This is a genomic window from Paraglaciecola sp. T6c (genome assembly GCF_000014225.1).
Taxonomy (GTDB): domain Bacteria; phylum Pseudomonadota; class Gammaproteobacteria; order Enterobacterales; family Alteromonadaceae; genus Paraglaciecola; species Paraglaciecola atlantica_A.
Map to the genome: position 1 here is coordinate 3,911,671 of NC_008228.1, position 13,749 is coordinate 3,925,419.

10 protein-coding genes are annotated in these 13,749 nt (G+C 46.0%); 9 read left to right on the forward strand and 1 reads right to left on the reverse strand.

Annotation, left to right across the window (positions count from 1 at the left end):
* The first annotated feature begins 10 nt into the window (after window positions 1-10).
* Complete coding sequence (mutS, locus tag PATL_RS16735; RefSeq protein ID WP_011575999.1) at window positions 11-2,680, forward strand: DNA mismatch repair protein MutS; 2,670 nt, start codon at window positions 11-13, stop codon at window positions 2,678-2,680.
* Between the two features lie 300 nt (window positions 2,681-2,980).
* Here the strand turns inward: mutS and PATL_RS16740 are convergent, their stop codons facing one another.
* A complete protein-coding gene (locus PATL_RS16740) occupies window positions 2,981-3,343 on the reverse strand; it encodes a response regulator (RefSeq protein WP_011576000.1) in 363 nt (120 codons plus the stop codon).
* Between the two features lie 220 nt (window positions 3,344-3,563).
* Here PATL_RS16740 and PATL_RS16745 point away from each other — a divergent pair, with 220 nt between their 5' ends.
* From PATL_RS16745 to PATL_RS16780, 8 genes are all read left to right on the forward strand, one after another.
* Window positions 3,564-5,195: a CTP synthase gene (locus PATL_RS16745; RefSeq protein ID WP_011576001.1), complete on the forward strand. Its 1,632-nt coding sequence runs from the start codon at window positions 3,564-3,566 to the stop codon at window positions 5,193-5,195.
* Between the two features lie 118 nt (window positions 5,196-5,313).
* Window positions 5,314-6,606 (forward strand): phosphopyruvate hydratase, encoded by a 1,293-nt coding sequence (gene eno, locus PATL_RS16750; RefSeq protein WP_011576002.1) that lies wholly within the window; start codon window positions 5,314-5,316, stop codon window positions 6,604-6,606.
* A gap of 78 nt (window positions 6,607-6,684) precedes the next feature.
* Window positions 6,685-7,368 carry a hypothetical protein gene (locus PATL_RS16755; protein ID WP_011576003.1) on the forward strand — a complete coding sequence of 228 codons (684 nt, stop codon included), beginning with the start codon at window positions 6,685-6,687 and terminating at the stop codon, window positions 7,366-7,368.
* A gap of 328 nt (window positions 7,369-7,696) precedes the next feature.
* The gene (gene leuA / locus PATL_RS16760) at window positions 7,697-9,256 is read left to right on the forward strand and encodes a 2-isopropylmalate synthase (RefSeq protein ID WP_011576004.1); all 1,560 of its coding nucleotides are present in this window, start codon (window positions 7,697-7,699) and stop codon (window positions 9,254-9,256) included.
* Window positions 9,257-9,263: 7 nt separating this feature from the next.
* Entirely contained in the window at window positions 9,264-10,364 is a 1,101-nt protein-coding gene (leuB, locus tag PATL_RS16765) for a 3-isopropylmalate dehydrogenase (RefSeq protein ID WP_011576005.1), read from the forward strand.
* A gap of 12 nt (window positions 10,365-10,376) precedes the next feature.
* Entirely contained in the window at window positions 10,377-11,783 is a 1,407-nt protein-coding gene (gene leuC / locus PATL_RS16770; RefSeq protein WP_011576006.1) for a 3-isopropylmalate dehydratase large subunit, read from the forward strand.
* A 15-nt stretch (window positions 11,784-11,798) separates the two neighbouring features.
* Window positions 11,799-12,425: a 3-isopropylmalate dehydratase small subunit gene (gene leuD / locus PATL_RS16775; RefSeq protein ID WP_011576007.1), complete on the forward strand. Its 627-nt coding sequence runs from the start codon at window positions 11,799-11,801 to the stop codon at window positions 12,423-12,425.
* Between the two features lie 266 nt (window positions 12,426-12,691).
* Window positions 12,692-13,714: a LacI family DNA-binding transcriptional regulator gene (locus PATL_RS16780; protein WP_041714000.1), complete on the forward strand. Its 1,023-nt coding sequence runs from the start codon at window positions 12,692-12,694 to the stop codon at window positions 13,712-13,714.
* Window positions 13,715-13,749: the final 35 nt, after the last annotated feature.

The window sequence follows — 13,749 nt, forward strand, 5'->3', positions numbered from 1 at the left end:
GCCGTAGCGAATGCCAAAAACAAATTCATCAGCAGCGTCAACAAACGCTAATCCCTCATCTTTGCAGCAGCATACGCCTATGATGCAGCAGTATTTGAAAATTAAAGCTGAACATCCTGATATTCTATTGTTTTATCGCATGGGAGATTTTTATGAATTGTTCTTTGACGATGCTAAAAAAGCCGCCGAACTACTCGATATCTCCCTAACTGCCAGGGGGAAATCAGGCGGCAATGCCATCCCTATGGCAGGCGTTCCTTATCATGCGGTAGAAAATTATTTGGCTCGACTAGTGAAAATGGGCCAGTCAGTCGCTATCGTCGAACAGGTGGGTGACCCCGCAACCAGCAAAGGGCCTGTTGAGCGAAAAGTGCAACGTATTGTTACCCCAGGTACAGTATCAGACGAGGCACTCCTTAATGATAAACAAGACAGTATATTAGCCGCAGTTTTTTGCCCCACGCAAAAAGCAAATCAAGAATTGATATTCGGGTATGCCACCTTAGATGTAACCAGCGGTCGCTTTACGCTATGTGAGCTCAGTGGTGAGGAAGCTCTCGCTGCCGAGTTACAACGCACGAATCCTGTCGAGCTTTTATACCCTGACGATTTTGCCTACAGTCATCTTATCAATCAGCGAAAGGGTTTACGCCGTCGCCCGCAGTGGGAGTTCGATTTACAAACCGCCACTAACCAGCTTACTAGCCAGTTTGGTACCAATGAGCTATCTGGTTTTGGCGTGCAAAACCACCAAGTCGGTATTTGTGCTGCAGGTTGCGTAATGCAATATATCAAAGACACCCAGCGCTCAGCCCTGCCCCACATTGACCGAATAGTGCTTGAATCCCACAACGACACAGTCGTGATGGACGCCGCCACACGGCGTAACTTAGAGCTAACGTTTAATTTATCTGGTGGTATTGAAAACACGCTCGCGAGTATTCTTGATAAAACCTCAACGCCTATGGGCAGTCGTTTGTTGCAACGATGGATCCACCGTCCGTTAACAGATGTCACCGTGCTTAAAAAACGTCAACGAAATATTCAAGGGTTGATGGAGTCACCCTATACCCAGTTACAAAGTGCCCTGAAAAAAATAGGTGACATGCAGCGCGTGTTAGCAAGGCTTGCGCTGCGCAGTGCTCGTCCGCGGGATTTTGCCCGCCTGCGCCAAGCCTTTGCACTATTGCCAGATATACAACATTATCTTGAGCACGAAATTAGTCATACTAGCGAAAGCGCTCAGCCAAGCGATTTACTTCACTTGGCAGAAAAAATCAGTCAATACCCTGACTTCGCAGACTTGTTAGAACGTGCAGTCATTGAAGCCCCCCCAGTATTAATCCGCGATGGTGGGGTCATAAAAGAAGGTTACAACGAAGAGCTTGATCGCCTACGTGAACTGTCAAAAGGGGCGACCGACTATTTAGAAGAATTAGAGCTACGCGAAAAAGAGCGTACTGGCATCGCGAGCCTCAAAGTGGGCTACAACCGAGTGCATGGTTACTTTATTGAAGTCAGCCGCAGTCAATCTGACCTCGTGCCTGTAGAGTATGTTCGTCGCCAAACGCTGAAAAATAACGAACGTTACATTATCCCAGAACTCAAAGAGCACGAAGACAATGTGCTTAGCAGCCAAAGTCGCTCATTAGCCCTTGAAAAGCGCTTATACGATGAGCTTTTCGATTTACTCTTACCGCAATTAACACAACTAATGCAAAGTGCTGATGCACTAGCAGAATTAGATGTACTCACTAATTTAGCCGAGCGCGCTGAAAGCCTTGATTATCACCGCCCAGAATTATGCCCCCAAAGCGGCATTCACTTTAGTCAAGGTCGCCACCCTGTTGTAGAGCAGGTATCAGATGCCCCCTTTATCGCCAACCCAATTAACGTTAACCCAGATCGCAGAATGTTGGTGATCACCGGCCCGAACATGGGCGGTAAATCAACGTACATGCGTCAAACCGCCCTCATCGTGTTGATGGCCTATATCGGCAGCTATATACCTGCGCAAGATGCTCAGATTGGCCCGATAGACCGCATATTTACCCGCATTGGTGCTTCCGACGATTTAGCCTCTGGCCGATCCACCTTCATGGTAGAAATGACCGAAACCGCTAACATTTTGAACAACGCCACGGCGAATAGCTTGGTATTAATGGATGAAATTGGCCGAGGTACCAGTACCTATGATGGCCTTTCTTTAGCGTGGGCCTGCGCTGAGTATTTAGCGACCAAGCTGCAGTCTTTCACCTTATTTGCTACCCATTACTTCGAGTTAACAGGGCTAGCGGATGCATTGCCAGAGTTAGCCAATGTGCATCTAGATGCCGTTGAGCACGGTGAAAGCATTCGTTTTATGCACGCAGTGCAAGATGGTGCAGCCAATAAAAGCTATGGTTTGCAAGTAGCTCAACTCGCAGGCGTGCCGAAATTAGTGGTACAAGCGGCTAAACGCAAATTACATGAACTTGAAACGGGTGATATTTCCAAACAAGGTCGACAAGAGACATCGCCAGTCAATACAGTTTATGCAACAGAAAAAGTAGAGACGCAGCTGGACTTGCTCAGTCAGACAAGCGAAGCCGAAGACTTACTGCACAGTATTCAGCCCGATGATTTAACGCCTAAGCAGGCCCTTGATTACTTGTACCAACTAAAAAAATTGGTTCGATAAATAAATATCTTTTAGAGGGGAAATGACTATTCCCCCCCCTCGGACGTGCTGAACTTTGCAGTTCATTTTTGTAGCGGTCTGTGTGCTGTTTAGGCAAGGCGAATGGTTGAAGATCTAGTGCGCTAAATCAAAACCATTCAACGCGGTATAAACAGTACATATGCGCTACCCGCAGGGTTCTTGGAAGTCTTTTACTCGTTATTACAGTTCTTTAACTTAACCCGCTAGGCTCACAGGACTGTTTTGCGAATAAAACGCTTCTATTTAGACCAAAATTCGTACAGCAATGTTTAACACGCCCTAGAGCCGCTCCATTAAACTCAATAAGCTCATGGGAGTAACAGGTTTTTCCAAAAAACCCACTGCACCAATTTCGTATGCCAGATTAACGGTTTCTTCTGACGTATCAGCGGAACACATGACTATTTTTGCGTCAGGAATTTCATCGTGAAGAATGCTTAGTAATTCCAAGCCATCCACTTTAGGTAATTTGATATCCATCAGAATCAATTGGTAATCTTTGCGACAAACTCTAGACATGACTTCTGCTGAATCGTGAGCGGTATCAACATGCACATATCCATTCCCTTGTAACACAGTGCATATAAAGGTGCAGATGGCTTCAACGTCATCAACAACCAAAATGGGACGCAATTTATCCATAAAGCGGATCCTTTTACTATTTGCTCAGTAGTGTAAACCAATAAAATCTCATTTTCCGTATATTTTTTGCAAAGCTGGAGCGGTTTTCAATTGTCTGTAGGGCTGCGTTTGAGTATACTATTGCGCCGTCCGGTACTGAATAATGTCACGCCTATTTAAAGGCAGCTAGACTACTCCAGTATTAAAAAATCTCATTCAACTCCAACGCCTTAGGGTACTCATGACAAACTATATTTTCGTCACAGGTGGTGTCGTATCATCACTTGGTAAAGGCATTGCTGCTGCATCGCTCGCTGCCATTCTTGAAGCACGTGGTCTTAATGTGACCATGCTCAAGCTCGACCCATACATTAACGTCGACCCTGGCACCATGAGTCCTATTCAGCACGGTGAAGTGTTTGTCACCGACGACGGCGCTGAAACAGACTTAGACTTAGGTCACTACGAGCGCTTTATTCGTACCCGTATGACTAAGCGGAATAACTTCACCACTGGCCGCGTTTACGAAGAAGTCATCAAACGCGAACGTCGCGGTGATTACTTAGGCGCCACCATTCAGGTGATCCCACACATTACTAACGAAATAAAACGTCGCATTATTGCTGGCGCTGAAGGCGTAGATGTAGCCATCGTTGAAATTGGCGGTACAGTGGGTGACATCGAGTCGCAACCGTTCCTAGAAGCGATACGCCAGTTGGGCACTGAAGTTGGCCGTGACCACGCCATGTACATGCATTTAACATTGGTTCCGTATATAGCGGTATCTGGCGAAGTAAAAACCAAACCAACTCAACACTCCGTTAAAGAGTTGCGCTCTATTGGTATTCAGCCTGATATTTTGGTTTGCCGTTCAGAAAACGCGCTACCGTCTAACGAGCGCTCTAAGATTGCCCTATTTACTAACGTAGCAGATAAAGCCGTTATCTCGTTAAAAGATGCCAACAGTATTTATAAAATTCCTGCCGCATTAAAAGCACAAGGTATGGATGAACTCGTCGTGCAGCGCTTCGGCTTAGAGTGCCCTGAAGCGGATTTAACCGAGTGGGAACAAGTGCTATACGCTGAATCGAACCCTGTCGGCGAAGTCACTATCGGTATGGTAGGCAAATACGTTGAGTTACCCGATGCGTATAAATCAGTCAACGAAGCCTTAAAACACGCGGGCTTAAAAAATCGCTTAACGGTCAATATTCGCTATGTCGATTCACAAGACATCGAAAGCAAAGGCGAGCAAATCCTTCATGGGCTTGACGCTATCCTAGTGCCAGGTGGTTTCGGAGAGCGCGGCATTGAAGGTAAAATTGCTGCGGCCAAGTACGCTCGTGAACAAAAAGTGCCTTATTTGGGGATCTGTTTGGGTATGCAAGTGGCGATTATTGAATTCGCCCGAAATGTTGCAGGCATGGAAAGCGCCAATAGTTCTGAATTCGATCCACAAACACCGTATCCTGTTGTCGGTTTAATAACAGAATGGTTAGACGCAGATGGCAGCACGGCACAACGCTCTGAGGCGTCAGATTTAGGCGGCACAATGCGTTTAGGTAGCCAACTTTGCCACCTCATTCCTGGTAGTAAAGTGCACGATTTGTATGGTTCAGCAGAAATATACGAACGTCACCGTCACCGCTATGAAGTAAATAACAATTTACGTGATAAATTAGAAGCATCAGGATTAAAAGTAACTGGTCTGTCTACTGATAAACGTCTAGTAGAAGTAATTGAATTAGGCGATCATCCTTGGTTCGTCGCAGGTCAGTTCCACCCTGAATTTAACTCTACACCCCGTGACGGTCACCCTTTGTTTGAAGGGTTTGTTAAAGCTGCGGGCGAATATTATAAAAATAATAATTAGAGCCAGTTAACATTGGGGCCTCGTGTGCCCCGCGTAAAAACTAGGCAGAGTAACGATTGAAAACTCAGAATATCTGCTCGCAGATAAACGATAAATTTTTATAAACAAGGCAACAACTATGTCAAATATCAGTAAAATCATTGGTCGTGAAATCATGGACTCTCGTGGTAATCCCACTGTAGAGGCAGATGTATATTTAGAGTCAGGCGCAATGGGCAGAGCTACTGCACCATCTGGCGCATCTACCGGCTCTCGTGAAGCGTTAGAATTACGCGATGGTGATAAAAGCCGTTATTTAGGCAAAGGCGTACTAAAAGCAGTCGCCGCGATCAACGAAGATATCGCCCCAGCCTTGTTAGGCAACAGTGCATTTGATCAGAAGAAAGTCGACCAAATCATGATCGACTTAGACGGTACTGAAAACAAAGAAAAATTTGGTGCCAACGCTATCCTAGCAGTATCACTTGCTGTGGCTAAAGCAGCTGCGCTTGATAAACAAATTCCTTTGTATCAGCACATATCTGAGCTTAACGGCACAGCTGGCAAATATTCAATGCCAGTCCCTATGATGAACATCATCAACGGTGGTGAGCATGCTGATAACAACGTCGATATTCAAGAATTTATGGTTCAGCCAGTAGGCGCGCCTAACTTCCGTGAAGCATTGCGCATGGGTGCTGAAATATTTCATAGCTTGAAAAAAGTATTATCTGCTAAAGGCTTAAGCACCGCAGTAGGCGACGAAGGTGGTTTTGCCCCTAACCTAGCGTCTAACGAAGAAGCCCTAAAAGTCATTATTCAAGCGGTTGAAAATGCCGGCTACGAAATGAATAAAGACGTAACCCTTGCCTTAGATTGTGCATCATCTGAGTTTTATGTAGATGGCAAATATGATCTTAAAGGCGAAGGTAAAGTATTTGACTCAGAAACCTTCGGTGACTACTTAGCTGACCTTGCAGCTAAATACCCTATCATTTCAATCGAAGATGGTCTTGACGAAAGCGATTGGGACGGATGGGCAAGTTTAACCAAGAAAATCGGCGACAAAGTACAACTTGTTGGCGATGACTTGTTTGTAACTAACACCAAAATCCTTAAGCGCGGTATCGATAACGGTGTAGCTAACTCGATTCTAATCAAGTTCAACCAAATCGGTTCATTAACGGAAACACTTGAAGCGATTCGTATGGCGCAAGATGCAGGCTTCACAGCGGTTATTTCTCACCGTAGTGGCGAAACTGAAGACGCCACTATCGCTGACCTAGCGGTGGGTACTGCGGCGGGTCAAATCAAAACAGGTTCATTGTGTCGTTCTGACCGTGTTGCTAAGTATAATCAACTATTGCGTATTGAAGAAGCACTAGGTGACGCTGCAACATACGGTGGACGTAAAGAAATAAAGGGTCAATAAGACCTATATCTGAAGCGCCCTAGTGCTTATTAGGGCTTTTAGATGTAAGTGGGCAGCACATGCTGCCCCTCATTTATTATGGTCACGCCTCCCGCGCAGCCCCAAGTAAATATATTCACTGACTCACATCAGCAGACTCATTTTGCTGAAATTTGCAATGCGCTTTATGAGCGTGAGCTAATGACCTTAGCGCAACACCCTTTTACTAACATCAGTTTACTACAGCGCAAGCTTGGTGGTTTACGCCATCATATTAAACGCGCCGCCTATCACTTTATTCATCATAACGGCCCGCTATTAGTGGATGTACACAATGCCAGTTGGCAAGCCAAACAAAGTGCAAATTGCATTGCTAAAAAACATGACGCTAGCAAAACTGAATCGTGGTTTACTCAATATGCCCGCTCTGGCCTGCCTGTCGCTATTTATATAAGCGATTTGAATGGCGATCACCTAGAGCTTGATTCCATTGATCGAATTGATACCGACAACCAGCGTTTACATAGTAATAAATGTGGTTGGTTCAATATGGATGGAACGAGCGTAAACACAGACCAAGCTAGCGTTGCGGCGTTTCAAAACCCTGCAAATTCACCGAACACTGCAAACAGTCAACAGCTTCTATTGCGCCCCAGCAAAGCCGTTTTTAGCGCCGCTTGCTGTGGCCACACATGGAATCACAAAGGTCGCAGCCAACCTCGCACCCTAACACTGCGCGAGTTACTTTTATCTGGCAGTATCAACTGGAAAAACTTCCGCTGAGAAAAGCCATGGGGCAAAGTCCCTTTGATAATCTGGTCGGATTAGCTTGTATTCCTATAGAAATCAAACTTATATGCAATTTTGTTCTATGCCAATTTGTTAACTAAGGTTGACGCATAAGCCGCAAAGAGTTACAAATACCGCACTGACGTTTCGAGCTTATAATAATGACATCATTACTACTATCAACTCTACTTCTGCTGGCAGCAAGACTGCACGGGTAGGTTGTAAGCGAAACGCAAACAATAACTAAAAACCCGTGCTTAGCAGCACGGGTTTTTTCGTTTAAGTGCCTAAACAAGCGCTGATCATTCAAAGAGGAAAACACATGTCCAACCAAGTCAAAATATTCGACACCACATTACGTGATGGCGAACAAGCGCTAGCAGCCAGTTTGAGTATGAAAGAAAAACTACAAATTGCCTTAGCGCTGGAACGACTTGGTGTGGACATCATTGAGGCGGGCTTTCCGGTTTCCTCCCCTGGCGACTTTCGCTCAGTTCGCAGCATCGCACAAGAAGTAAAAAATGCCACAGTCTGCGGCTTATCTCGCGCCTTAGAAAAAGACATAGATGCCTGCGGCGAAGCATTAAGTGTTGCCGACAATTTCAGAATACACACCTTCATCGCCACCTCAGATATTCATGTCGCTAACAAATTGCGTAAGTCTCAAGACGAAGTCGTCGAGATGGCCGTTAACGCCATTAAGCACGCAGGGCGTTACACTGACGACATTGAGTTTTCTTGTGAGGATGCGGGCCGAACCCCGATTGATTACTTATGCCGCATGGTTGAGTCAGCGATTAACGCTGGCGCGACGACGGTTAACATTCCTGACACCGTTGGCTACACCACCCCCACGGAGTTTGGCGGTATTATTCAAAACTTATTTAATCGCGTGCCCAATATCGATAAAGCGACTATTTCTGTGCATTGCCACAACGATTTAGGACTGGCGGTTGCCAACTCGTTAGTCGCAGTTGAGTACGGCGCTCGTCAAATCGAATGCACTATTAACGGTATTGGTGAGCGTGCGGGTAATTGCTCGCTAGAAGAAATCGCCATGATTTTGCAAACCCGTCAAGCCATGTTAGGCCTGAACACCAACATTCGTAGTCACGAGATATCTCGCACCTCAAAACTAGTCAGCCAACTATGTAATATGCCGGTACAATCAAATAAAGCGATTGTCGGTGCCAATGCCTTTAGTCATTCTTCGGGGATTCACCAAGATGGCGTCTTAAAAGCGCAAAACACTTATGAGATAATGACCCCTGAAAGTGTCGGGATCAATAAAAACAACTTAAACCTAACCTCTCGTTCGGGTCGTCACGTTATCAAGCACCGTCTTGAGGAACTTGGCTATAAAGCCGAAGATTACGACCTAGATACTTTGTATGCCTCATTTGTAAAATTAGCGGATAAAAAAGGCCAAGTGTTCGATTACGACCTTGAAGCCTTGCTGTTTTTCGACAAACAAAAACCTGCTGACGAACACTACAAGCTACTTTATTTACAAGCCAGTTCGGGCAAAGAGATCATCCCGAGCGCGACGGTGAAGTTACAAGTGGGCGAAGAGGAAATCATCGAGTCTTGTACCGGCAACGGCCCAGTAGATGCCGCCTACAAAGCAATCATTAAAGTACTAGGCCATGAACAACTTGAAATAGTCGACTTCAAGCTTGATTCAAAAGGAGAAGGCGCTGATGCCCTCGCCCAAGTTAGCGTTATTGTTGAATATAATGGTCGTCGTTTTAACGGTATTGGTCTAGCCACAGATATCGTTGAATCAGGCGTCAAAGCCCTGATCCACGTATTGAATAACACTCATTTAGCCGATCAAATTGATCACCAGAAAAAGCAACAAACACAAACTGCCGGAGTTTAAGTAGCACATGTCAAATTATAACATTGCCGTATTAGCGGGAGATGGCATTGGCCCAGAGGTCATGCAAGAAGCGAAGAAAGTATTATCAGTTGTAGAGCAAAAATTTAATCTGACGTTTACGCTGAATGAATTTGATGTTGGCGGAATCGCCATCGACAATCACGGTAAAGCCCTACCTGAGGCAACGCTGAAAGGCTGTGAAGATGCTCAAGCCATTTTGTTTGGCTCCATTGGCGGCCCAAAATGGGACAGCCTACCGTTGGAGGAGCGCCCTGAACGAGCAGCCCTATTGGCTTTACGCGGTCACTTTGATTTGTTCAGTAACTTGCGCCCAGCGAAAATCTATCCGGGTCTTGAGTCTTTATCTCCTCTGCGTGCAGATATTGCCGCCAGCGGTTTTGATGTCCTTGTTGTACGCGAACTAACAAGTGGTATTTATTTTGGCCAGCCAAAGGGCATCGAAGGTGAAGGCGAAGAGCAATTCGCTTATGACACCATGCGTTACAGCAAAAAAGAAATTCGCCGTATCGCCATCAGTGCCTTTGAAGCCGCACAAAAACGTGGCAAAAAAGTCACATCGGTTGATAAAGCTAACGTATTAGTGTGCAGTCGTTTATGGCGTGAAGTCACCGAAGAAGTCGCTAAAGACTACCCAGACGTGACGCTAGAACACATCTACATTGACAACGCGACCATGCAATTATTACGTTACCCCGGCGATTTTGATGTGATGCTATGTTCAAACTTGTTCGGGGACATTATCTCAGACGAGTGCGCCATGATTACAGGCTCAATGGGTTTATTGCCATCAGCTAGCATAAACAGCGAAAACTTTGGTTTATATGAGCCTGCAGGCGGCTCAGCACCGGACATCGCAGGCAAAGGCATTGCTAACCCCATTGCGCAAATTTTATCAGCATCTATGCTACTGCGATTTAGCTTAAATCTAAATGACGCTGCAGATGCAATTGATGCCGCCGTGTTGAAAACGCTGGCAGATGGCGTATTAACCGGTGAGCTACTTAGCCCAGAAAACCACGACCAAGCCAAATCGACCAGTGAAGTAGGCGACTATATAGCGAATATTATCGCCAGCGCAAACGCATAAAGGAAAGACCAGATGAGTACCACCTTATACGACAAAATATTTCAGGCCCATATTGTCGATGAAATCGGCGACGATGCATTATTGTATATCGATCGTCATTTAATCCATGAAGTTACCTCCCCGCAAGCGTTCGATGGCTTGGCGCAAAAAGGACGTAAAGTCCGTCGTCCTGATCTGACCTTCGCCACCATGGATCACAGCATATCAACGCGCTCTCTCGCCATAGATGCGTGCGGCCCAGCGAACAAACTACAACTTCAAACCCTAGCAGACAATTGCGAAGCTAACGGCATTCAGTTGTTCCCTGTGGGTCATCAAAAGCAAGGTATTGTACATGTAATGGGCCCTGAACTTGGCCTAATCAAACCAGGAATGACTGTGGTTTGTGGCGATTCACACACAGCCACCCACGGTGCTTTCGGCGCACTTGCCTTTGGTATTGGAACGTCTCAAGTTGAGCACGTATTCGCGACCCAAACTCTTAAGCAGAGTAAAGGTAAGTGCATGCAAGTTAAGGTCAATGGCGCTCGCCCACTTGGGGTAACGGCAAAAGACATCATCTTAGCCATTATTGGTAAAATTGGTCATGCCGGTGCCACAGGATGCGTTATCGAATATTGCGGTGACACCATTGAAGGTTTGAGCATGGAAGAGCGCATGACAGTATGTAACATGAGCATTGAAGCCGGTGCAAAGGCTGGCTTAATTGCCCCTGACCAAACCACATTTGACTACCTTGCAGGTCGTGAATATGCGCCAAAAGGCGCAGACTGGGATGCCGCTGTAGCCTATTGGAAGACCCTTAAATCAGATACAGATGCTAAATTTGATATTGTGGTAGAACTGGCCGCTACAGACATCGCACCACAAGTGACTTGGGGCACCAACCCAGGCCAAGTGATTGGGGTCAATCAGCCTATTCCTGCGCCAGAAGACTTTAGTGATCCTATCGACCGTGACTCAGCCGTTAAAGCGTTGAAATACATGGATATACAAGCAGGTCAAAAATTAGCAGATCTAACCGTAAATCACGTATTTATCGGCTCATGTACCAATGGCCGTATTGAAGATATGCGTGCGGCTGCCGCGATTGCTAAGCAAGGCAAAGTCGCAGAGAACGTCACCGCTATTGTGGTACCAGGTTCTGTGGCAGTTAAAGCACAAGCAGAAGCCGAGCAACTCGATAAAATCTTCCTCGATGCAGGCTTTGAGTGGCGCTTACCTGGTTGTTCAATGTGCCTAGGCATGAATGATGACATTCTAAGCCAAGGTGATCGCTGTGCTTCTACCAGCAACCGTAACTTTGAGGGTCGCCAAGGCCGCGGTGCTCGTACACACTTGGTCAGCCCTGCAATGGCCGCAGCAGCAGCTTTAGCCGGGCGTTTCGCCGATACCCGTGACTTCATTGCCAACGATTAATTATTAGGAATAACCATGAGCAATCAATCTAGCCCAGCCAATGCTGGCATCAGCGTTCATACCGGTCATGTGGCGCCGTTAAATCAAGCCAATGTCGATACTGACCAAATCATTCCTAAGCAGTTTTTAACGTCAGTGACGAAAAGCGGTTACGGAAAGCATTTATTTCATGATTGGCGTTATTTGGATCTTCACGAACAAGAGCCAAACCCTGATTTCGTGTTAAACAAACCTGAGTATCAAGGGGCCAGTATTTTGCTAACCCGTGAAAACTTTGGTTGTGGTTCTAGCCGCGAACATGCGCCTTGGTCCCTCGATGATTACGGCTTTAAAGTCGTTATCGCGACCAGCTTTGCTGATATTTTTTACGGTAACTGCATCAATAACAGTCTGTTACCTGTGCAACTTGAAAGCGCGCAAATTGACGCCCTCTTCGACGCTGTTGCACAAGATCCAGCATGTCAGGTCGTGGTAGATTTACCCCAACAACAAGTGCGTTTTCATGAGCAGGTGATAGGTTTTGATATTGCCCCTCACCATAAAAACAATTTGATTAAGGGTTTAGACGCCATTGGGCAAACCTTAGAGCTTGATGCCAAAATTAAAGCATTTGAAGACCAACAACCCGCTTGGCAGCACTAGACACGCTGCCTATCAATAATCACAGTGTAGCCATGTTTATGCGTGGCTACGCACCCTGTGCATAATTATCATACAAATGAAAAGCCTTTTTGCTTTCATTTCCCACTAATATCATTTACGCCGAAAATAATATAACACTCTGATTCATATTAGTTTTTTCACCTGATAGTTTTGCATTCCAGTTAAGACAATTTGAAAACGTTTACAGGTTGCTTTTCTGCGGCTAACCTATGCTTAATCACGGCTATCGAACAAGAGAGAATTTTTTGGCTAAGTTAGGCATTAAGGACATTGCAGCTATTTCTGGGGTATCCCCAGCCACAGTGTCGCGGACACTGCGCAATCCCGATATTGTCAGTGAAGAAACCCGCAAAAAAGTCATGAAGGCAGTCGAAGAAGGCGGATATACCCCGAGTCGATTCGGCGCCAATCTGCGCACCCAAAAAAGTGGCAATATTATCGTTGTCATGCCGGACATCACCAATCAAGTTAATGCTGGTATTATCCGCGCGATTGAAAGTGAAGCGCAAAAAGCCGGTTATTCTATTTTACTGGGTGACACCCAAGGCTTAGCCGAGCGTGAAAAGCACTATGCGAATATGGCGCAATCGGGCCAAGCAGACGGTGTACTCTTGTTCACCTTCCACATGCCATTTAATCTCAATGAAAATCAACCTGCGGCCAAACAACTGCCGCCTATCGTCAACTCTTGTGAATCAATCCCTATCGAAGGTATTAGCAAAGTCATGATTGACAATAACGCTGGGGCTCGTACAGCAGTTGAGCACCTTTTAAGCCTTGGTCACACGCGTATTGCTGCCGTCATGGGCCCGCGGGACACACCTAGCACGCTCGAGCGCTTAGAAGGTTATCAAGCCGCACTTTATAACGCCGGCATCGAGGTAGACGAGCAGTTAATCATTCGCGGAGATTACGGCTTAGATTCAGGCATCGGCGCCATGGAGCAGTTACTCAAATTGCGACTTAGACCCACCGCAGTGTTTTGCTTCAGTGATGATATGGCCATCGGCGCCATGAGTGTCTTGCAAGAGAATGGTTTTCGCATTCCCCAAGACATATCTATCATGGGGTTTGATGATATTCGCTACGCTAGGTTAATGACCCCAGCCCTGACCACGATCCACCAGCCCTTGGAAGATATAGGCAAGGCCTGTATGGCGCTGTTACTAGAGCAACTATCGGGTAAATCTGATCAAGCAAGATACGTTGAATTGCCGTTTGAGCTAATCGTTCGCCAAAGTACAGGCCCTGCGCCTAACGATACTTAACAAGATATTTATCCCATCAAAAATCCATTACACTA